This window comes from Nocardiopsis sp. NPDC055879 (assembly GCF_053615935.1).
This window is the reverse complement of record NZ_JBSHCT010000017.1, coordinates 144,935-167,269: the sequence shown is the minus strand read 5'-3', so window position 1 is coordinate 167,269 and position 22,335 is coordinate 144,935. Positions and strand designations below refer to the sequence as shown.

Below are 22,335 nucleotides of genomic sequence, written 5' to 3'. Positions count from 1 at the left end.
CGCTGATGAGCAACTCAACATTGCCTTGACGCGTACGGTGCGGGCGGCAACAATCACGCGGCGGGGAAGGAGGGAGAACCCACCCCCACCCCGCCAGGCCACCCCAAGGTTCTCCATCTCAGGCGCCCCACCAACCCACCCCCACCCCGCCCAACCACCCCAAGGAACTCGACCCCAGGCGCCCCACGTACCCGCCCGAGCAACGCCCAACAACCCCCACCCCCACCACCGGCAGCACGAAACCAGACGCCCCTCTCCAAGACTCCAAACCCCCAGACCCCAAGACCCCAAGCCTCCAACATCTAACGATGAGTGAACAACACGTCACCGACCGATAATCGGCTGTTGGTCGGCAACTAGGTCCGTGTTCAGCCCCATCGACGAAGGTTGCTTTCCGTCGGTCCCCCGACCGGCTTCACCCCCGAGGCGACGGAGAGCAATCCGCATGCTCACGAAACGTTCCCAACATGCTCGAAACCCCTTCCCTCCGCAGGCACGCCGCTGTTCTCGTGCCCTTATCGCCGTGTCGACGGCGGCGGTCGTCGTCGGTGCCCTCACCTTGGTGCCCGCCACGGCCGCGCCGACCCAGCCCCAGGACCAGACCCAGGCCCAGCACCAGGACTGGGACGACATCGCCTACCGTGGCGCGATCGAGGTCGTTCAGGCCGAGGACACTCCCGAGGACGACTCGGTACTGACCGGCAAGGTGTTCATCGACCAGGACCGGGACAGCGCCAGTGACGACGAGGCCGGGCTGGCCGGGGTCACGGTGACCAACGGCCGCGACGTGGTGCGGACCGATGACGAGGGTCGGTACGAACTGCCCGTCTTCGACAACATGACGGTCTCGATCACCCAGCCGTCCGGCTACCAGGTGCCGGTGGACGAGTACAACGTTCCGCAGTTCCACTACAACCACCTGCCCGAGGGCTCCCCCGAGCTGCGTTATGGGGGCATCGAGCCGACCGGTCCGCTGCCCGGCGCGATCAACTTCCCCCTGGTGGAGAGCGAGCTGACCGCCGAGGCGGCGCAGAGCTGCGTCATCGCCGGTGACCTGCAGACCTATGACAAGCAGGAGGTCGAGTACGCCCGGGCCGGCGCCATCAAGGACCTGTCCGAGCGTGACGACTACGCGGGTTGCGGCACTCTGTTCGTCGGCGACGTCGTGGGTGACGACCTGTCGCTCTACCCCGACATCAAGGAACTGACCGCCGAGACCAACGGTCCCGCCCGTTTCCTGCCCGGCAACCACGACCTCGACTTCGACGCCCCGAGCGCCGCGCACTCCTTCGACACCTTCCGCGAGCAGCTCGCCCCCGCCTACTACTCCTACGACGTGGGCGACATGCACGTGGTCGCGCTGAACACCGTCGACTACCCGTGCACGGCGGCCGAGGACAGCCCGGAGGGCATCGAAGAGCACTGCGCCGACCCGGAGGGCAGCCCGTCGTACAACGGCCGGATCAGCGACGAGCAGCTGGCCTGGTTGGAGAGCGACCTGGAGAACGTGTCCGACGACAAGTTGATCGTGGTCGCCGGGCACATCGGTCTGCTCAACTACGCCGACGAGAGCTCTCCGGTGCACCAGGTCGACCAGGTCGTCCGGGTGCACGAGCTGTTGGAGGGCCGTGAGGCCGTCACGGTGGCCGGGCACAGCCACAGCATCGAGAACCTCAAGACCGGCGACGACGTCGAGGGCTGGCGTGACCTCTTCGGCATCGAGGGAATCCCGTTCCCGCACATCACCGCGGGCGCGATCTCCGGTGACTGGTACTCCGGCGAGGTCGGCGAGGACGGCTACCCCACCGCGATCGGCCGTGACGGTGGCCGCCCCGGCGTGGTGACGTTGGACGTGGAGGGCAACGAGTTCCAGGAGCGTTACACCGTCACGGGCGAGTCCGACGAGGTGCAGACGCAGCTGAGCCTGAACAGCCCCACCTTCCGCGAGTGGTTCGACGAGCGCCAGGAGTGGAACGACGACCCCGCCGGAGAGGCCCCCGAGCTGGACGAGCCGCTGGTGCTCGACCGGGCCGACCTGGCCGACGGCACCTGGCTGACGACCAACTTCTTCATGGGTTCCACCGGTTCGACCGTCGAGGTCGCCGTCGACGGAGCCCCCGCGCAGGAGGCCACCCGCACCCAGCAGATGGAGGGTGAGGACGTCAACGTCGGTGTCGAGTACTCCGACCCGTACGCGATCGCCCAGCAGTTGGTGCACGGCGGCAGCCTCGCCGACCGGAGCATGCACCTGTGGCGGTTCGACCTGCCCGGCGACCTCGAAGCCGGCGCCCACACCGCCGAGGTGACCGCGACCGACTCCTACGGCCGCGAGTTCACCGACGTCCTCGAATTCGAGGTCGTCGAGGAGGGGTAGACCTGCCCCACGACAAGGGTCGTCGCCGGTGTTCGATCACCGGCGACGGCCCTTCGTCGTGGCCGGGAAGCATCACTGCGCGCAGCACGGTCGTCGTCCGTGCTCTCGCGTATGGCCTCTGTCGCACCTGGGGTCGGACCCCGGGTCGATCGCGCGCCCTGACCGGAGCTCCCGTAAGCTGACCTGCCGAACCGGGACGAACCGGACCGGCGATCCAGAGAGCTCCGAGAACCGCAACGTGAAGCGTCGAGCGCCCGAATGGGCGACCCTCTCCCCCAGGCGCGAGGTCCTCGCCATCGTGCGCAGCGTCCCCGCCGCCGGGCGGCTGCTGGACGTCACCTCGCTGCTGGCCGACGAGCGGGTCGGGGTCACCTTCACCATCACCCCCGGTTCGGCCTCCGAGTCCGGGATCGAATCCCTGCTGCGCACCGCCGGTGTCGACGAGGTCCTGCCCTGGGAAGAGGCCCTGCGCAGCCCGCACGACCTGGCGTTGGCCGCCAGCGCCAAGGGCGCCCCTCACCGGGTGCCGGCCCCATTGGTGCTCATGCCGCACGGGGTCGGACACAACCGACGGGTGGGCGCCGCCCCGGGTTCGTTGGCAAGGGCCTCCGGGCTGGATCCGAGCGAACTCCTCCACGAGGGCGAACCCATCGCGACGCGATTCCTGTACTCGCACCGTGAGCAGCTCGAACGTCTCCATCGAGTGCTCCCGGAGGCCCGGGGCCGTGGTGTGGTGGTGGGCGACCCGGCCTTTGATCGGATGCTCGCCGCCGGCGGGCGCCGCGACCGGTACCGGGAAGCCCTGAACGTGGACGATCGTCGACTGGTGGTGGTCTCCTCCACCTGGAATCGGGGGTCGTTGTTGGGCGCGCGCCGCGACCTGGTGCGGGCCCTGCTCGCCGAGCTGCCCCACGACGAGTACCGGGTAGCGCTCATCGCCCACCCCAACGTGTGGCGATCGCGCGGGCGGGCCCAGTTGGAGCTGTGGTTGGCCGACGAGATCGAGGCGGGTCTGGCCCTGATCCCGCCGGAGGAAGGTTGGCGCGCCGCCCTGATCGCCTCGGACGTGGTGGTGGGCGACGTGGGTTCGGTGACCTACTACGCGGCCGCCCTGGGCCGGCCGGTGCTGCTCGCGGCCTTCGACATCGCCGACATCGATCCGGCCTCGCCCCTGTTGGAGTTCGGTTCCCTGTTGCCGCGTCTGGGTTCGGGGCGCCTGGTCGAACAGGTGGACCTGGCCACACGGTCCCCCGTGGTGCCGGTGGCCGATCTACTCATCGAACACCACGGCGACTCGGCGTCCCGGCTCCGTACGGTGCTGTATTCACTGCTGGATCTGACCGAACCCGAACGCCCCGCCTACTTCCCGCCCTTGCCCGACCTGGAACCCCAGGTCGACGACGTCACCGCCTGGCGGATCGACTCGGAGGCCGTTGAGGGGCCGGATGGGACAGAGCTGTCTCTGCGACGCCACCCTTCGGCCGTGCCCATCGGGTCGCCGGAGGAGGCCGCCACCCGCCCGTTGGTGGTGGACACCGAGGACACCGCCCTCCCTCGCCGGGACGCCGCCGACGCCTGGTCGCGTCGGCGGGTACGGAGTGAGGCGGACTCGGTCTCCTGGGTGAAGGAGCGGATCGCCTCCTATCCGCGTGCCCGGTCGGCGGTCGCCGCCCTGGACCGGAACTCCACACTGTTGTTGGACCGTTCCGGTGCGGCGATGCGGGTGCACGACGTACACGGCGACCACCCCCTGGACGCCTCCATGGTGGCGGCCGCCGCCGTGGCCTGGTCACGCCGTGCCCACCCGTGGCGGGCCTGGCACCATGGGTTGCCCCTTCGCGTGGGTGAACGAACCCTGCGTCTGAAAGGCACCCCCCCCCGCCGGAATTCGCTTTTCTGGGGGATGTCGAGGAGGTCCGGGGCTATCGGTAGAGTTCGCGCCGGATCTGCGCCGATTCGGTTTCCAGGTGGTAATGTCCGGCCACCTTCCCAGCCCACTCCAACCGCTTGCGTGACAGGTCGTGTTCGCCCCGTGTGCGGTCCAGTTCGGCCAGGAACCGCGCGCCCCGCACCTGTTTGACGGGGTCGGCCACCTGGACGAAGACCTCCAGGGCCGCCTCGGCCTTGCGCGCGGCCTCGTGGGTGCGGTCGATCCCGGCCAGGCCCCGCGCCAGGAGCAGTCGGATCCGGGCCCGAAGCTGTTTCCAGTCGTCCACGACCCACCGTGCCCACCGGTCCGGGCTCTCCCTGTCGAGCTCGGCGATACGCCGGTCGGCGATGTCCTCCGCGTGGGTGAGCTCGTGGAGCGCCTCGGTGAGATCGCCTCGGCGCAGGGCCTGACCACCCAGCTGGTAGGTCTGCATCGCCTCACCGCGCGGACGTCCCGCCTCGCGGTGGATCCGACGGCAGCGGGTGAGCAGTTCGCTCGGAGAGTCCTGGGGCGACCCGGGCAGGTCGGGGTCGCGTTCCTTGAGCAGCGCCTGTGTCTCCAAAACCACCGCGCGGTCGAGCTCGTGGTCGGTACGGTCGGCCTCGCGTTCCGCCTCGGCGACAAGGGGAAGCGCCTGCTCCGTCATGTCGAGCTCGATGTACAGACGGGCGAGGTAGTTGGCGCAGCGGGCGACGGCACCGTGGTGTTCCGACCGCCGTGCCACTTCCAGGGCACGTTGATAGATACGAACGCCGGTCTTGAGACGACGACGGCCGTAACAGGTCGGCCAGACCGCGTCGGCCAGTACCGGCACCGCCAGGGGGCGGTCGAGTTCCAGGGCCAGGGACATCAGTTCGGGGACACGCTCGATCTGACGGTCCTGCCACTCCGCGGCCTCCCGCCGGCCGTCGAAGGGGACCAGGTGGTCTCCGGGCGGAACGGTGAGTTCGGCGGTGGGCAGGTCGTCGGTGAGCCGGTGTCGTTCCCCGAGCGCCGCGCGATCGGCCAGGTGGTGGGTGACGGTGTGGTAGCGCAGCACGGCGAACGCGTCGGAGGCCCAGTTCTCACCCGCCTCCTCCCGGACCCGTTCGCGGACCAGTTCCACCATCCCGCGACCGCCGCCCTCGCCGCGATGCAGCATCCCGGCCTCGGCCAGTCCGTTCAGCACTTCGTCGGCCCGCTCCCCCAGCACGAGATGGGCCAGTTCCCGGTCGAAGCCGCGGCCCGGGTCCGTGGCGAGGACGTCGAGGACTCGGCGCCGATCGGGTGCCAGACCGGAGACCGCGAGGTCGACCACGACCTCGGCGCCGCTCCTTGGCGGAAAAGTGGAGCGTTGCCGTTCCCGGATCGCGCTCACCAGTTCGGCCACGCCCAGTTCCTGGGCCTCGATGTGCCCGGCGGCCATCCTCAGTGCCGCGGGCAGGCCCCCACAGAGTTCGACGAGCCGTTCGGCGGCGGCCCATTCGTCACGGCCCCTCAGACGTCGGTCGACACCGTGGAAGGAGCGTAGGAGCGCGAGCGAGTCGTCCCCGCCCAACGCCGTGAGGGTGACGGCTTCGGCGCCACCGGCCACCAGCTCCGCGGTCGAGGTGAACCCGAAGGCGCAGGCGGCCACGACCAGGTGCGGTCCGGTGCCCAGGGACAGGGCGCGAAGATCCCTCTCGTCGGCGACCCCGTCCAGGAGCAGCAGGAGCGGCTTTCCCGTGGTGGTCCTGCGCAGCCGGCCGTGCAGGACCGACGCGTCGGTCTCCTCGCCCACGTCCCCCACCTGGAGTTCGGCGAGCATCCTGCGCAGCACCGCCGCCACGTCGAGCACACCTTCCCCGTCGCGCCAGTCGCGCAGGTCGAAGTAGAGGTCGCGGGCCTCGAACCCGCGTCCCACACGGTGGGCCACCTCCGCGAGGGTGACGCTCTTGCCGACCCCTCGTTCCCCGGTGAGCAGGGCGAGCGCGCCACGTCGTTCCCGTAGGACCTGCGCGGCCACACTCTCCAGCCGGGCGAGTTCATCGACGCGGTTGGTGTACTTGCGATCGGCGTTGGGCGCCTGGTGCGGCGGCGCGGGCGGCCTCGGCTCCATGAAGGTGACGGAGACCCGGTCTCCTTGGATGGACGTGCCGTGGTTGTCCCGCAGCTGGTAGTGGTGTCGGGGGTCGGACACCTTCGGCCTCCTAAGGGTGTGTTCGCACGCGTGCGCCGAGTGGTCACGGCCACCGCCGATCCTAGGCCCCGGGCCGGGCCCGGGGCCTAGGACGCCCCCATCTGTCCGTTTCCGGTCTCGGGTTCAGTCCACGCCGGCGGCCTCAAGGGTGCTCGCGTCCGGGGCCTTGCTGAGCAGGCTGGCGATCACCAGTGCCAACACGGCCGCGGGCAGCGCCACGATCACGCCGTTGAAGCCGCCGGGCGCCCCCGCGACCTCCCAGCCGATGGTGACGGCGGACCCGGTGATCAGGGCCGCCACGGCACCGGCGGTGGTGGCGCGTTTCCAGAACAGGACCGCCAGGACTGCCGGGGTGATGGCCGCGCCGTAGACCGTGTAGGAGTACATCTGCAGGTCCAACACGGTGGGGAAGTACAGGCCCAGGGCGATGGCGACCAGGGCGATGGCCACGACCGAGGTGCGCTGCACCACCAGGGTGCCCCGTTCTCCGATCTTGTCGCCGGCGAACCTGGCGAACAGGTCGTAGGCGACGTTGGAGGCGCCCGACAGCATGAAGGACGATCCGGTGGTGACGACGAACGCGACCGCGCCGGCCAGCAGCAGGCCGCCGATGATGGTGGGCAGGTGGCCGTCGGATGCCAACCGCAGCACGGACTCGTCGCCGTTGATGCCGGGCATGAGCACGGCGGCGGAGGTGGCCAGCATGATCACGGGGACGAACACGAAGAAGCTGGCGATGAGCATGCCCAGGGTGGAGTTGCGGGCGGCGCGTTCGTCCTTGGCCGCGGCCAGTCGCTGGTAGAGGTTCTGGTCGGCGAGCAGGAGCAGGAACAGCGGCAGGAAGTAGCCGAGCAGCTGCAGCGGGCCGAGTCCGCCGGTGGGGGTGCGCGCGACCTCGGGCAGCCCTTCCCAGTAGGCGGGTAGTCCGCCGACGGCGACCAGGATGAGCGGTACCGCCACGATCAGCGCGCCGAAGACGAGGATGGCGGAGACGAAGTCGGTGTAGGCGACCGAGAACAGACCTCCGGTGACGGTGAGGATGGTGACGACCGCCGCGACGACCAGCGCGCCCTGGGTGGGGCTGAGCGGTGTGATGAGCGCGAGGACGTAGCCTCCGCCGACGAACTGGGAGGCGACCAGACCGATGTAGGCGATGGTGGTGACCACCGCGGCGACCGTACGGACCCCGGTGCCGAAGCGGGCTTCGAGTAGTTCGGGGACGGTGTGGCGAGCCGCCCTGCGGATGCGGCGTGCGGCCAGCAACAGGACGAGGATGCCCAGGGGTGTGCCGGCGAAGAAGACCATGCCCGCCATGGGGCCGTGGTTGTAGGCGAAGTTCGCGCCGCCGATGATGGTGCCCGATCCGACCCAGGTGACGACGAGGGTCGCGATCATGACGGGGGTGGACAGGCTCCGCCCGGCGAAGAGGAAGTCCTCGCCTGTGCGGACCTTCGAGGATCGGGTGTAGTACAGGCCGATCCCGACCATCACCACGAGGTAGAGGGTGATGAGGATCAGGTGCGTCGTTTGCATGGATGGCCTCTAGAGGGAGACGGAGGGGTTTGGCTGAGGCCCGATGTAACCAGCAACGACGACAGGAATGCAATAGATATTGCATCTTATGTGACCTGGATCACCTAGAAGAGTTCCGCCTGCTCCCACAGCCGTTCGGTGCGACGCACCGCGGCCAGGGCCGTCTCGCCCCCGACCCTGGCCAGATCGGCCAAGATCGCGTGCACGATCACCATCGCCGCGGTCAGCGAGGGGAACATGCCCACTCCCTCGCTGGGCACGACGACGACGTGGTCGGCCACGGCGACCAAGGGCGAGTCCCGACGGTCCGTGATCAGCGCGACCGGCACCGATTCGTCGGCGGCCATACGCGCCGCCCGACCCAGCGCGACGGGGAGCATCCACAGATCACAGACCACCAACAGGTCGCGCTCGTCCATCCGCGCCAGGGCGTTGACCAGTGAGGTGCCGCCGGAGTCATGGAGTCGCACGTCGTAGCCCATGATCTGGGCGGCGTGGGAGAGCTGGACCCCCGGCGCGGCGAAGGTGCCCGAGCCCAGGACCAGGGACCTGCGCGCCCGGTGCAGGGCGGCGGCCACCGCGCGGACCCGATCGGGTTCGAGGGTCCGCTCCAACAGACGCAGGTTCTCCCGGTCCGAACGCACCGCCGCCCGTACCGGATCGGCGTCGGAGCCGGCGTGTTCGGCCAGCACCTCCCCCGCGCTGAGCGAGGCCAGGTAGCGCGAACGCAACTCCACGCGCAGCGCCGGCCAGCCGGAGTAACCCAACTGTTGGCCGGCCCGCACCACCGTCGCGACGTTGACCTCGGCCCGTTCGGCCACTTCGGCGGCGGTCGCGTAGGAGGCGAACCTGGGCTCGTCCCGCAGCACCCTCAGCACCCTCTCGGTGGCCCTGCCCGCGCGCCCGCGCTCCAGTGTCTCCTCGATCCAGTCCGCCATCGCCCCGTCCGTTCTTCGTTCGAGCGATCCGGACCGCCCGGTTCGCGCCGAACCCAGCGATATCACCCCCGCTGGACAACGACACCCAGATGCAACGTATATTGCATTTCATCGTCGTGGCCCATCCTACGACCGACCGTGCACCCACGCCTTGGAGGTTCCCCGTGACCGACCACCCGCGCCCCATCGTGTACACGAACACCGCGCTGCTCGATCCCGAGACCGGAACCCGCGCGCCCGGGAGCTGGTTGCTCGTCGAGGACGGCGTCATCGCGGCCCGTGGTGCGGGTGAGGTCCCGTCGAGCGTCACCGACCGGTCCGAGACGGTCGACCTCGCCGGGGCCACGCTCATGCCCGGCCTCATCGACGCCCACGTGCACGCCACCGCGTTGAGCGCCGACCTGGGCGCCGTAGGCGACCACTCCCCCTCCTACGTGGCCGCCTACGCCGCGAACTCACTGTCCGACATGCTCGGCCGGGGGTTCACCACCGTTCGCGACGTCGGCGGCGCCGACTGGGGGCTCGCCGAGGCCGTGGACGACGGACTCATCGACGGGCCCCGCCTGATCTTCGGCGGCAAGGCCCTGTCCCAGACCGGCGGGCACGGAGACTTCCGTCCACGCGGCAGGCACGGCACCGACCAGCACGGATGCTGCCCGGGGGCGGGTCTGATCTGTGACGGACCGATCGAGTTCCGCCGCGCCGCCCGTGAACAGCTGCGCACCGGCGCCCACCACGTCAAGATGATGCTCTCGGGCGGGGTGGCGTCGCCCACCGACCGGATCGACTCCACCCAGTCCGCCGAGGACGAGCTGCGCGCGGTCGTGGAGGAGGCCGAGGCCGCCAACCGCTACGTCACCGGGCACGCCTACACCGCCCGGGCGGTCAACCGCGGGTTGCGTCTGGGGGTGCGCTGCGTGGAGCACGGCAACCTCATCGACGAGAGCAGCGTGGAGCTGTTCGTGGAGCACGGCGCGTTCCTGGTCCCGACGCTGGTCACCTACCGCGAACTGTCCCGACAGGGAGCTCGCAACGGGCTTCCCGCCGAGAGTCAGGCGAAGGTGGACACGGTGCTGCACCGGGGTCTGGAGGCCCTGCGGATGGCACACGAGGGCGGGGTGCGCCTGGTGTTCGGCACGGACCTGCTCGGTGGCATGCAGGTCCACCAGAGCGCGGAGTTCGCCATTCGCGGCGAGGTCCAGCCCGCGGCCGACGTGGTGCGCGCGGCCACCAGTGAGGCGGCGGCCCTGCTGGATCTGGAGGGCGAGGTCGGCACGCTGCGCACGGGGGCGCGCGCCGACCTGGTCGTCGTGGACGGTGACCCGCTGACGGACCTGTCGGTGCTGGCCGAACCCGAGCGTGGCGTGCGGGCGGTGCTGCGCGGCGGTGTTCTACGCCGCGGGGGTCTTTGAGGGCACGGGTGCGCCCAAGGGATCAGGCGGGGCGGACCGCGCCGGTCGAGCGCAGCAGCGCCCGGTCGCGCTTGCGGCGTTCGCAGCGCACTTCCTCAAGAGCCCTCTTGAGCTTTTCCTCGGGCGTTTCCGTTTTCTCGGCCAGGTAGTTCTCGCGGGGGCTGGTCAGTTTGAACTTTCCCATCACGACCATTCCTCTTCTCGGGGTCGGGCCCTCCGGTCGCGCCTCGGGCCGCCTCCGCGAACAATATACCCAGTGCGGCGGCGAACAAAGCGATCGTGGATCCGTGCTGGTGGTCCAGGCTGCCCGGGTCCGGGGCGTCGATGGTGACCATTCCGAAGGCGTGTTCGGTGGAACGGATCGGCGCGGCGATGAAGGTGCTGTAGTGGGCGCCGGTGCCCGCCCAATAGGGGGTGTCGGCGCCCTCGGAGCGCAGGTCCTCGACGATGACGAAACGGCCGGGTAGTTCGTCGAGGATACGGAAGGCCTGGTCACCGCGTTCGGTGCCGCGGACGAAGTCGCGGGGGCGGTCGGGGCGCCCCGCGGGGAAGCGGGGTTCCATCCGTCGCCCGTCGTTGGAGACCACGAACACCACGGCTCGTACCCCCGGTACCGAGATGAAGGCGGCCCGCAGGTCGCCGGCCACCCGCATCGCCGCGGCCTCGGCGGTCTCCACCCTCTTGTCACGGGGGCGGAAGGTGACGGTCGCGGCCAGTTCCAACAGCGGCGCGAGCGCCTCCTCCAGGACCTTCTCCCGGGCGGTGGTGAGTTCGTTGTTGTTCTTGCTGCGCCGTTCCCACCAAAGGTCGAGGGCGGGGATGACCACGCCGACGACGATGGGCGGCACTCCCCACCAGATCACGATTCCGGAGACGATACCGCCGAAGGCGACCAGGAGCCCGGACAATGTCAGGGCCAGGGGTTTGTGACGGTGCGCGATGTAACCCAGCCACGAAAGCGTGCCCAGGAGGGGGTTCACGGGCTTTTTCACGCGGCTCACTGTAGCGGGGTCGGCGCCCTTGCGTGACGAAGGCCCGGTGGGCGGCACCGGCGTGATGCCGGGTGCTCCACCGGGCCCGAGTACGGATCAGTGACGACCGGAGGTGACATCCGATCCGGGTTCGATCTCCTCGGTCGGTTTCCGGTCCTCGTCGGTCTCGCCGGTCTCCTCGACGGTCTCGTCCTGGTGCAGGTGGGCGCGCTCCAGGGCCGATCCCTCCACGTCCACGTCGGGCAGCACACGCTCCAGCCACTTGGGCAGCCGCCAGGCGGCGTCACCGGCCAGGTGCATCACCGCGGGGATGAGCAGCATCCGGACCAGGAACGCGTCCAGCAGCACACCGAACGCGAGCCCGAAGCCCACGGAGCTGATCATCATCATCTCGGAGAAGATGAACCCGCCGAACACCGAGATCATGATGATCGCGGCGGCGGTGACCACCGAACGGCCGGCCCGGAAGCCCTGCACCACCGCGAGGCGGGCCGGGGCGCCGTGCACGTAGGCCTCGCGCATGCCGGTACCGATGAAGAGCATGTAGTCCATGGCCAGGCCGAACAGGATGCCCACCATGATCGTGGGCAGGAAGCTCAGCACCGGACCCGGGTTCTCCATCCCGAGCAGACCGCCGAGCCAACCCCACTGGTAGACGGCGACCACACCGCCCAGGGCCGCGAAGTAGGACAGGATGAACCCGAGCGTGGCCACCACCGGCACGAAGATCGACCGGAACACCAGCAGCAGGATGACCAGGGACAGGCCCACGACCACGGTCAGGTAGGTGGGCAGGGCACCGGCGATCTGCTCGGAGATGTCGATGTTGCCGCTGGCCATACCGGCGACGCCGAGCGGCGCCTCGCCGTGGATGGGTTCCATGCCGCGCAGCGTGTGGACGAGGTCCTCGGTGGACTCGCTGGAGGGACCCTCCACCGGTTCGACCTGGAAGATGGCCAGGGTCTGGTCGTCGGAGACACCGATGGGCGCCACCGCCTCGACGTCCTCCAGCGCGTAGATCGCGTCGGCGACCTCGTACTGGTATTGCTCGGCGTTGGCCTCGGCCTCGTCGTCGTTGGGGCCGCCGGGCAGATCGGCGGTGACCAGGAGCGGGCCGTTCTGGCCCTCGCCGAAGTTCTCCTCGATGGCGGTGTAGGCCTTGAACTGGGTGGAGTCGACCGACTGCGAGGAACCGTCCGGCAGGCCCTGACGCAGGTCCAGGACGGGCAGGGCGATGACGCCCAGGACGATGATCGCGATGGCGGCCCGGCCGAGTGCCCGAACGTTGGACATCGGCTTGACGTGGCCGGGCCTCTCAGGAGCCTGGCCGTTGACTGAGGCGGCGCCCAGGCGGGCGTGCTCACGCTTGGACAGGATGCGCTTGCCCACCAGTCCCAGCAGTGCCGGGATGAGGGTGATGGCGACGATCACCGCGATGGCGATGGCGATGGCGCCGACACTGCCCATGAGGCCGAGGAAGCCGATGCCGGTCAGGTTCAGGCCCAGCAGGGCGATGAGCACGGTGGCGCCGGCGAACACCACGGCGTTGCCCGCGGTGCCGTTGGCCAGACCCACGGACTCCTGGAGTTCCAGTCCCTGCTTGAGTTGGCGTCGGTGCCGGTTGACGATGAACAGGGCGTAGTCGATGCCCACCGCCAGGCCGAGCATGAGACCCAGGATCGGGGTGATGTCGGCGATGGCCAGGACACCGGACAGCGCCATGGTGATCAGGGTGGCGATGCCCACGCCGACGAGGGCGGTGAGGATCGGCAGGCCGGCTCCGATGAGGGTGCCGAGCATGACCACCAGGACGACGCCGGCGACAACCACGCCGATGATCTCGGCCTTGCTGACCAGGCTGGGCAGTTCCATGGCGATGTCGTCGGCGAACTCGACGGTGGCCCCGTCGACCGGTTCCGACTCGAAGACGGAGATGACGGCGTCGCGGGTCTCCTGGGAAACCTCCTCCTGCGCGTCGGTGAAGGAGACCATCACCATGGCGGCGTTGCCGTCCTCGGAGACGGTGCCGATGCCGTCGGCCATCTCCATCAGGGCCTCGCCCTGTTCGAGCTGCTCCTCCTCGGTCTCCAGGGTCTCCAGGCCCTGGTCGATCTCGTCCTGTCCGCCGTCGAGGGCCTCCTCCATCTGGTCGAGCATCCCGGCGGCCTCGGCCTGGGCGCGGTTCTCGTCCAGTTCCTCCTGGCCGGCCTCGATCTCGGCGCGGGCGTCGTCGATCTGTTCGCGCCCGTCCTGGAGGAGTTCGACCTGCTCGGCGCGCTCGTCCTCTGTGGCGAACGGGTCTACGACACCCTCGACCCCGTCGACCTCGGTGGCGAGGTCGACCCGCTCACCGATGGCCTCCTTCTGTTCGTCGCCGAAGGGCTCACCGTCATCGGTCTCGTAGATGATGGTGCCGGCGCCGCCGCCCATGCCCTCGAACTCGGTCTTGAGGCGCTGGTTCACCTGGTCGGTGGCGGTGCCGGGGATGGAGAAACCGTCCTCCAGCTCTCCCGAGAAGAGGAAGAAGGCACCGCCGGCGGCGACCAGCAGGGCCAGCCAGAGCGCGATGACGATGCGGGCGTGCCGTGCCGAGGCACGCCCTAGTCGGTAGAGAAGTTCAGCCATGGTTCTTCCGCAGGAGTGGTGGGTGTGGTGAGCGGATCCGCTCAGGTGGCCGCGGTGCCGGTGTCCAGGGTGCCGAGGCCGTCGCGGTAGGTGCCGATCATGCGGTCGAGCAGTTCGTTCCAGACACGGCGGGATTCGGCGGTGTCGGCCCCTTGGGTGGCCCTCTCCCAACGACGGACCACGACCAGGGCGCCCCCGATGAGGGCGCCGCACATCAGTTCGACCTCCATGGGGTCGGCCGAGGGGTGGTGACGCAGGGTGGTGGCCGCGATCCGGGTTCCCAGGTCGGTGAGGGCGCGCTCGAAGAGCACGGCCTGGCGCGGGTTCAGGGCCCGGTCACCGGTGGCGAGGACGTGGCCGGCGCCGCGGTCATCGGTCTGGAAGATGCGCGTGAGTTCGTTGATCGGGGTGACCAGGTCGGTGGCGCGCAGGGCGCCCGCGACCCGGTCGAACATCGATGTGCCCTCGTCGGTCGCGGCGAGGTTGGCGTCGACGCCGTCGAGGATGACCGCGAGCATCTCGCGGAACACTTCGAGGGTGATGTCGTCCACCGTCTTGAAGTGGTTGAAGACGGTGCGTCGGGAGACGTCGGCGCGCGCGGCGAGACGGTCGACGGTGAAGTCGGTGCCGCCGATCTCGGACATCAGCTCGGCCGCGGCGTCGACGATGGAGCGCCGGTGCCGTGCCTTGAGAGCCTCACGTCGATCGAGGGCGGGCGAGCGCCGCTGTTCTGCCATGGTGCAAGACTACGGAACTCGGTGCACTCAGTGCAACGACGCACTGAGTGCACCGGATCACATCGCTTCGGACGTGTCCACCCATGGGCCCACCGAACGGACATAGGACGCGGTCGTGGCGACCATGAGCACCAGCGCCGCGACGCCGAGCAGGCCGTGGTACCACTCCCATTCCGGGCCCGATCCGAGGAAGGCTCCACCCACCATCGCCACGGCGGCGGCGCCCACCCCGATCAGCGCACCGGCCAGGAGGAACAGCATCAGCAACCGTGGCACTCGGCGGCCGGCCTCGGTCACCGCGGCCAGGATCAGCAGGGCTCCGGCGAGCCCTGTGGCGGCCGCGAGCCACTGTTCGGCGGCCACACTCAACACCGCGCTTACGGGGCGTTCATAGGCCTGGGGCGGCACGTCCGGGCCGCCGGGAAAACCCAGACGGCCCTGGGAGGCGTAGTAGGCCTTACCGAGGGCGTAGCCGAGGAAGGCCACCACCAGTGGCGCGGCGAACCATCGTGGGCGGCGGTCGTTCACGAACGTTCCCCTGTCAGGCGCGGGCCGGCCGGTCGCCGGGCCCTCACACCCAGAATAGTCCCGTGAGGTCGGGTGGGGCCTCCCCCGTTGGAGGGAGCGGTGTCCCACGGTGGGGGGAGTCGTGGCGCGCGAGCGGGCCCCGATGTCACTTGCGCTTGGCGCGGCGGCCCACACGCCAGTAGGCGCAGAACTGGATCTCGTCCTTGGGCACCCCGCAGGTCCGGGCCAGGGAGCGAACGGCCAGGACGAAGGACGCCTCGCCCACCACGTACACGCGGGTGTCGGCGGCGATGCCGCGTGAGCGCAGGTGTTCCAGGGCCCGGTCGCCGGCGGACTCACCGTAGGTGCGCACGTTCCAGACCGGGTCGGCGCCGACCAGTTCACGACGGTCAGCGGCGTCGGGGATCTCCAGGACGTAGTCGCAGGGCGCGCCGTTCAGGGAACGGGCGATCCCCTCCACGCCCGGCAGTCCGCTCTCGTCGGCCACCACCAGGACCGGGCCCGTGTGGTCCTCGACGTTGAAGATGCGCCCCTGGTCCAGCATGCCGATGCGGTCACCGGGGCGGGCCTCCAGGGCCCAGCGGGCGGCCACACCCTCGACGTCGCCGGTGGTGACGCAGCGGTGGATGACGAAGTCCAGGTCCAGCTCCCAGACATCGCCCACCCGGCGGGCGTCACGGATGGTGTAGTTGCGCACCAGCGGACGGTGCGACTCCTCGATGTCCAGCAGGCGGGAGTACCACCCCTCCGCTCCGCCCAGGGGCAGGTCGAGGGTGCCGTCCGGGGCGGTCAGGAACAGTCGGAACCAGTGGTCGAAGCCCAGGTACTCGAAGTCGTCCTCGAACCCGTCGCCGGTGCTGCGCAGGGTGACGCGGGCGAAGCCGGGGAAGGGGCGGGAGGTGGCGTGCACGGCCAAGGAACGGACCGAGGCGGCGCGGGGGTGGACGGGGCGAAAGTCGGCGAGCTTCTCGGCCATGGGGGTGCCTCCTCAAGGTGCGGGTGATCGGGAGGGGGCGTCCTCGATCCGCGGTTCGGGCTGTTCGGGGTGGGTGCGGCCACGATTCCGGACGGGAACCCGAAGGACCTCACCTTGGCCAGGTTAGACTAACCTAACTAAATTATCGAGGCCGGGTCGGCATCGAATTTCCAAGCCGGCCGGGTCGGGGTTGTGGGAACCCCACAGAGCGCTCCGTGTCACGGTGTGGGCGGGAACACGCCCCCCGGAGGTCCGAGTGGTCCGCGGCGTCGGATCAAGGGCCGTTTTTGGTCGATCTCCACAACTCCACCCCCTCAAGATGCGTTGGGTGCGTCATGGCGCTCGGAGGCCCCCAGACGAGAAGGTGGAGAACGCCGGGGCCGTCTCTCATGTCGCCGCGCGCACATCATTGGTCTTACAGAAGGGCTCATTCGGGTGTTCAGTCGTGTCGCCATCGTGAACCGTGGTGAGGCCGCCATGCGGCTCATCCACGCCGTCCGTGACATCGCCGCGGAGAGCGGAACACCGATCGAGACCGTCGCCCTGCACACCGACGTCGACCGCACGGCCGCGTTCGTGCGCGAGGCCGACCTGGCCTACGACCTCGGTCCCGCCGCCTCCCGTCCCTACCTGGACATGGAGGTGTTGGAGCGCGCCCTGGTGGAGTCGGGCGCCGACGCCGCCTGGGTCGGGTGGGGTTTCGTCGCCGAGGACCCGGCCTTCGCCGAACTGTGCGAACGCGTCGGGGTCACCTTCGTCGGCCCCTCCCCGGAGGCCATGCGCAGGCTGGGCGACAAGATCGGCGCCAAGCTCATCGCCGAGGAGGTCGGGGTCCCGGTCGCCCCGTGGAGCCGTGGCGCCGTCGAGAGCCTCGAAGAGGCCCTGGCCGCGGGTGAGCGGATCGGTTACCCGTTGATGCTCAAGGCCACCGCCGGTGGTGGTGGGCGCGGCATCCGCGTCATCAACGACGGAGCGGAGCTCGCCGAGGCCTACGAGCGCACCAGTCAGGAGGCCGCCCGGGCCTTCGGCAGCGGCATCGTGTTCCTGGAGCGCCTGGTCACCGGCGCCCGCCACGTCGAGGTCCAGGTCATCGCCGACGGTCAGGGCACCGCCTGGGCACTGGGCGTGCGCGACTGCTCGGTGCAGCGTCGCAACCAGAAGGTCATCGAGGAGTCCGCCTCCCCGCTGCTGAGCCCGGAGCAGACCCGGGAGCTCAAGGAGTCCGCCGAGCGGTTGGCCGTGGCGGTGGACTACCGCGGCGCCGCCACCGTGGAGTTCCTCTACCACCCCGGTCAGAAGCTGTTCGCGTTCTTGGAGGTCAACACCCGCCTCCAGGTCGAGCACCCCATCACCGAGTCCACCACCGGGTTCGACCTGGTGCGCGGCCAGCTGCACGTGGCCGGCGGCGGGAGGCTGGAGGGCGAGGCCCCGACCGAGCGCGGGCACGCGGTGGAGGCCCGGCTCAACGCCGAGGACCCCGACCGCGACTTCGCCCCCTCCCCCGGGCGCATCGCCCGTCTGGACCTGCCCGCGGGCCCCGGCATCCGCGTGGACACCGGTGTGGCCGAGGGCGACACCATCCCCGCCGACTTCGACTCCATGATCGCCAAGATCATCGCCTACGGGAGCGACCGCGAACAGGCGATGGCGCGTCTGCGTCGGGCGATGCGCGAGACCACCGTGATCATCGAGGGTGGTGCCACCAACAAGAGCTTCGTGCTGGACCTGCTGGACCGACCCGAGGTGATCGACGCCTCCGTCGACACCGGGTGGATCGACCGGGTGCGCGCCGAGGGCGACCTGGTCTCACACCGGCACTCCGCGGTGGCCCTGTCGGCCGCCGCCATCGAGGCCTACGAGGAGGAGGAGCGGGTCGAGCGGCAGCGGCTGCTGTCCACCGCCTTCGGCGGGCGCCCCCAGGTACAGCACGAGAGCGGTCGCCCGCTCGACCTGAAGCTGCGCGGGGTCGGCTACCGGGTGCGGGTGGCGCGTCTGGGCGCCGACCGGTTCCGGGTGGTCGTGACCTCCGGTGAGGACACGCGCACCGCCGACGTGGAGCTGGAGCGCTTCGACCGGCACAGCGGTCGCATCACCGTCAACGGCTCCCGCCACCACCTGCTCATCGGCGCCCACGGCCCGGTCCACCTGGTGGAGGTCGACGGTGTGGCGCACCGTGTGAGCCTGGACGAGGGCGGCGTGCTGCGTTCGCCCACGCCCGCCCTGGTGGTGGCCACCCCGGTGGGGGTCGGCGCCGAGGTCGAGGCCGGCGCTCCGGTGTTGGTGCTGGAGAGCATGAAGATGGAGACGGTGCTGCGCGCGCCGTTCCGCGCACGCCTGAAGGAGTGCACGGTGATCGTGGGCGCCCAGGTGGAGACCGGCGCCCCACTGCTGCGTCTTGAGCCGCTGGCCGACACCGAGGAGGTCGAGGAGGCCGACACCACACCGGTCGAGCTCGATCTTCCCTCCCCTTCCGGGGACGTCCCCGTGGTCGAGCGCCTCGCGCGTGGCCGCGAGGACCTGCTCGGTCTGCTGTTGGGCTTCGACGTCGACCCGTTGGACGAGCGTCGGGTGTTCGACGAGTACCTGGCGGCCCGGCACGAGGCGGTCTCCGCCGGGCACCGTCCCCTGGCGGCCGAGCTGGACCTGCTGGACGTGTTCGCCGACCTGGCCGAGCTGAGCCGTAACCGGCCCGCCGGAGCGGACGACGTCGGCGACACCCACGTGCACAGCCCGCGCGAGTACCTGCACACCTACCTGCAGAGCCTGGACGTGGAGCGGGCCGGTCTGCCCGAGTCGTTCCAGACCAGGCTGTCCCGCGCCCTGGCGCACTACGGGGTCACCGACCTGGAGCGCACCTCCGAGCTGGAGGCCGCGGTCTTCCGCGTCTTCCTCGCCCAGCAGCGTTCCTCCACCGACGCGCGTCTGATCACCGGCCTGCTGCGCGCCTGGCTGCAGGACTCCCCGCCCGAGTCCGAACTGCACGAGCCCACCGGTCTGGCCCTGGAACGGCTCGTGGCCGCCACCCAGGTGCGCTTCCCGGCCGTGGCCGACCTGGCCCGAGGCGTGGTGTTCTCGTGGTTCGGCCAGCCCACGCTGCGCCGACACCGCGCCGAGGTCTACGCCGAGGTGCGCCGTCACCTGCGCCACCTGGACCAGAACCCGGACTCTCCCGAGCGCTCCGAGCGCGTGGCCGCCATGGTGCGCACCACCGAACCGCTGGTGCGGCTGCTCGGTCAGCGACTGGTCCGCGCCGACCTGGACAACTCGGTGCTGCTGGAGGTGCTGACCCGTCGTTACTACGGCAACAAGGGTCTGGCCGACGTGCGCACCACGCGTGGTTCGGGGTGCACGTACGTGGTGGCCGAACGCGCCGGGGTGCGCCTGGTGTCGGCCGCCGTCGGATTCGAGAACCTGGGCGACGCGGTCCGGGGCCTGGCCGAGCACACCGAGGGCGACCTTCCGGTGGACGCCGACCTGTACCTGGCGTGGGAGAAGCAGCCCGAGGACTTCGAGGCGACGGCCGCCGCCCTGCACCAGGCCGTCAACCTGCACCCGATGCCCGCGGGCGTGCGCCGCCTGACCACCACCGTCGCCGGTCGTGACGGCTCGGTCATGCACCACCACTTCACGTTCCGTCCCTCCGCCGCCGGGTTGGAGGAGGACCGGCTCATCCGCGGGCTGCACCCGCACATCGCCGAACGCATGCAAATGGAGCGCTGGAACCGGTTCGACCTGACCCGTCTGCCGTCCGCGGACGAGGAGGTGTACCTGTTCCGGGCCGTGGCGCGGGAGAACCCCTCCGACGACCGACTGGTCGCCTTCACCCAGATCCGCGACCTGACCGAGCTGCGCGACCACGAGGGTCGGCTCATCTCCCTGCCCACCGCCGAGAACACCATCGCCACCTGCCTGGACTCGATCCGTCGCGCCCAGGCCGGACGACCGAAGAAGAAGCGGTTCAACACCAACCGGATCGTCATGTACGTGTGGCCTCCGGTCGGCATCACCGACGAGGAGATCCAGGCGATCGGGCGGCGGGTCCTGCCCACCGTCGCCGGGGCCGGTCTGGAGGAGATCCTCTTCATCGCGCGCCGGCGCGACGCCGAGACCGGTGATCTGGTCAAGACGGCGGTACGGGTGCCCTTCGACGCCACCGGTGAACCGGGCCTGGCCATCGGCGGTCTGTCCACCGAGCCGGTCGAACCGATCGACGACTACCGCCAGAAGGTGCTGCGCGCCGGCAGCCGCAACACCGTCTACCCCTACGAGCTCACCGACCTGCTCGGCGACTTCGTCGAGCACGACCTGGACGAGCACCACACGCTGGTTCCGGTGGACCGCCCCAAGGGGCGCAACTCCGCGGCGATCGTCGCCGGTGTGATCACCACCCGCACCCGACGCCACCCCGAGGGCATGAGCCGGGTGGTGCTGCTGGGCGACCCCACCAAGTCGCTGGGCGCGCTGTCGGAGGCCGAGTGCCGCCGGGTCATCGCGGCCCTGGACCTGGCCGAGCGGATGGACGTGCCGCTGGAGTGGTACGCGTTGTCCGCGGGCGCCCGGATCTCCATGGACTCGGGCACCGAGAACATGGACTGGGTGGCCGCGGCGCTCAAGCGCATCGTGGAGTTCACCCAGGACGGCCGTGAGATCAACATCGTCGTGGCGGGCATCAACGTCGGCGCGCAGCCGTACTGGAACGCCGAGGCGACGATGCTCATGCACACCAAGGGCATCCTGGTGATGACCCCGGACTCGGCGATGGTGCTCACCGGAAAGCAGTCGCTGGACTTCTCCGGTGGTGTGTCGGCCGAGGACAACCACGGCATCGGCGGTTACGACCGGGTCATGGGCCCCAACGGTCAGGCCCAGTACTGGGCGCCCAACCTCATCGCCGCCCGCGACACCCTCATGGCGCACTACGACCACACCTACATCGCGCCGGGTGAGCAGGCTCCGCGACGGGCCGCGACCTCCGACCCCGCCGACCGGGACGTCTCGGACTTCCCGCACGTGGTGGAGGGCAGCGACTTCACCACCGTCGGGGAGATCTTCTCCAGTGCGGCCAACCCCGACCGCAAGAAGCCGTTCGACATCCGGACCGTGATGCGGGCGCTGTCGGACCAGGACCATCCGGTGCTGGAGCGTTGGGCCGGCATGGCCGACGCCGACACCGCGGCGGTGCAGGACGTGCACTTGGGCGGGGTCCCGGTGTGCCTGCTGGGCATCGAGTCGCGGTCGGTGCCGCGCCGCGGTTTCCCGCCGGCGGACGGCCCCGACACCTACACCGCGGGCACCCTGTTCCCGCAGTCGTCGAAGAAGGCGGCGCGGGCGATCAACACCGCCAGCGGCAACCGTCCGCTGGTGGTGCTGGCCAACCTGTCGGGTTTCGACGGGTCGCCGGAGTCCATGCGCAGGCTCCAGTTGGAGTACGGCGCGGAGATCGGCCGGGCGATCGTGAACTTCGAGGGCCCGATCGTGTTCTGCGTGATCTCCCGGTACCACGGTGGCGCGTTCGTGGTCTTCTCCAAGGCGCTCAACCCGAACATGACGGTGCTGGCCCTGGAGGGTTCGTTCGCGTCGGTGCTGGGTGGCGCCCCGGCCGCCGCGGTGGTCTTCTCCGGTGAGGTCAACGCCCGCACCGCGGCCGACCCGCGGGTGAGGGACCTGGAGGGACGTTTGGCCGAGTCCTCGGGAACGGGTCGGGCGACCCTGGCCGCCGAACTGGACGAGGCGCGCGCCTCGGTGCGTTCGGAGAAACTGGGCGAGGTGGCCGCGGAGTTCGACCGGGTGCACAGCATCCAGCGGGCCGTCGAGGTGGGTTCGGTGGACGCGGTGATCCGCGCCGCCGAGATGCGTCCGCGCATCATCGAGGCCATCGAGGCGCACCGGGACAAGGGCGCGTAGCGGCAAGCGAAAGGGGCCCACCGAGAGTTCTCGGTGGGCCCCTTCGCGCTGAAGTGGGCCGGCACGGCGGTCGCCTCACGGCGGATGGCACAACAGGGTTCCTGCCACCTGACGGTGCGGTATTCCCTGAAGGCTGTGTGTAGAGCCCGGGGGACACTTGATACCGCGCCGACCCACCAGCTGTAACGAGCCCACCCCCTCCCCTATTCCACCCTCGGCCTCATCGAT

Annotated in this window: 11 protein-coding genes; 3 read left to right on the top strand and 8 right to left on the bottom strand. The window is 70.0% G+C overall.

The genetic code is table 11. The features are described 5' to 3' along the window. Positions 1-445 precede the first annotated feature (445 nt). Entirely contained in the window at positions 446-2,374 is a 1,929-nt protein-coding gene (locus tag ACWGKS_RS20975) for a calcineurin-like phosphoesterase C-terminal domain-containing protein (protein WP_452523600.1), read from the top strand. A gap of 1,922 nt (positions 2,375-4,296) precedes the next feature. On the opposite strand, the gene ACWGKS_RS20970 is transcribed toward ACWGKS_RS20975, so the two are convergent. From ACWGKS_RS20970 to ACWGKS_RS20960, 3 genes are all read right to left on the bottom strand, one after another. Then, on the bottom strand, positions 4,297-6,462 hold the full coding sequence (locus ACWGKS_RS20970; RefSeq protein ID WP_452523599.1) for an NB-ARC domain-containing protein: 2,166 nt from the start codon (positions 6,460-6,462) through the stop codon (positions 4,297-4,299). Positions 6,463-6,585: 123 nt separating this feature from the next. Beyond that, the gene (locus ACWGKS_RS20965) at positions 6,586-7,995 is read right to left on the bottom strand and encodes a sodium:solute symporter family protein (protein WP_358509009.1); all 1,410 of its coding nucleotides are present in this window, start codon (positions 7,993-7,995) and stop codon (positions 6,586-6,588) included. Positions 7,996-8,099: 104 nt separating this feature from the next. Next, entirely contained in the window at positions 8,100-8,933 is an 834-nt protein-coding gene (locus ACWGKS_RS20960; protein WP_358509011.1) for a MurR/RpiR family transcriptional regulator, read from the bottom strand. Between the two features lie 164 nt (positions 8,934-9,097). Between ACWGKS_RS20960 and ACWGKS_RS20955 the strand changes: the two genes are divergently transcribed. Beyond that, positions 9,098-10,345: an amidohydrolase family protein gene (locus ACWGKS_RS20955; RefSeq protein WP_452523596.1), complete on the top strand. Its 1,248-nt coding sequence runs from the start codon at positions 9,098-9,100 to the stop codon at positions 10,343-10,345. A gap of 95 nt (positions 10,346-10,440) precedes the next feature. Here the strand turns inward: ACWGKS_RS20955 and ACWGKS_RS20950 are convergent, their stop codons facing one another. From ACWGKS_RS20950 to ACWGKS_RS20930, 5 genes are all read right to left on the bottom strand, one after another. After that, the gene (locus ACWGKS_RS20950; protein WP_358509014.1) at positions 10,441-11,337 is read right to left on the bottom strand and encodes a GAF domain-containing protein; all 897 of its coding nucleotides are present in this window, start codon (positions 11,335-11,337) and stop codon (positions 10,441-10,443) included. Between the two features lie 96 nt (positions 11,338-11,433). Then, positions 11,434-13,962, bottom strand: coding sequence for an MMPL family transporter (locus tag ACWGKS_RS20945; protein ID WP_358509016.1), 2,529 nt, complete (start codon positions 13,960-13,962; stop codon positions 11,434-11,436). A gap of 41 nt (positions 13,963-14,003) precedes the next feature. Then, the gene (locus ACWGKS_RS20940; RefSeq protein ID WP_358509018.1) at positions 14,004-14,699 is read right to left on the bottom strand and encodes a TetR/AcrR family transcriptional regulator; all 696 of its coding nucleotides are present in this window, start codon (positions 14,697-14,699) and stop codon (positions 14,004-14,006) included. Positions 14,700-14,756: 57 nt separating this feature from the next. Beyond that, complete coding sequence (locus ACWGKS_RS20935; RefSeq protein ID WP_358509019.1) at positions 14,757-15,227, bottom strand: hypothetical protein; 471 nt, start codon at positions 15,225-15,227, stop codon at positions 14,757-14,759. Positions 15,228-15,372: 145 nt separating this feature from the next. Further along, positions 15,373-16,203 (bottom strand): siderophore-interacting protein, encoded by an 831-nt coding sequence (locus ACWGKS_RS20930; RefSeq protein WP_358509021.1) that lies wholly within the window; start codon positions 16,201-16,203, stop codon positions 15,373-15,375. Between the two features lie 435 nt (positions 16,204-16,638). Between ACWGKS_RS20930 and ACWGKS_RS20925 the strand changes: the two genes are divergently transcribed. Further along, a complete protein-coding gene (locus tag ACWGKS_RS20925; RefSeq protein WP_358509023.1) occupies positions 16,639-22,107 on the top strand; it encodes an ATP-binding protein in 5,469 nt (1,822 codons plus the stop codon). Positions 22,108-22,335: the final 228 nt, after the last annotated feature.

Excerpts from the sequence above, each read along its gene's own strand:
- ACWGKS_RS20975 (WP_452523600.1), top strand. The coding sequence starts at position 446 with ATGCTCACGAAACGTTCCCAACATGCTCGAAACCCCTTCCCTCCGCAG.
- ACWGKS_RS20965 (WP_358509009.1), bottom strand. The coding sequence starts at position 7,995 with ATGCAAACGACGCACCTGATCCTCATCACCCTCTACCTCGTGGTGATG.
- ACWGKS_RS20960 (WP_358509011.1), bottom strand. The coding sequence starts at position 8,933 with ATGGCGGACTGGATCGAGGAGACACTGGAGCGCGGGCGCGCGGGCAGG.
- ACWGKS_RS20945 (WP_358509016.1), bottom strand. The coding sequence starts at position 13,962 with ATGGCTGAACTTCTCTACCGACTAGGGCGTGCCTCGGCACGGCACGCC.
- ACWGKS_RS20940 (WP_358509018.1), bottom strand. The coding sequence starts at position 14,699 with ATGGCAGAACAGCGGCGCTCGCCCGCCCTCGATCGACGTGAGGCTCTC.
- ACWGKS_RS20930 (WP_358509021.1), bottom strand. The coding sequence starts at position 16,203 with ATGGCCGAGAAGCTCGCCGACTTTCGCCCCGTCCACCCCCGCGCCGCC.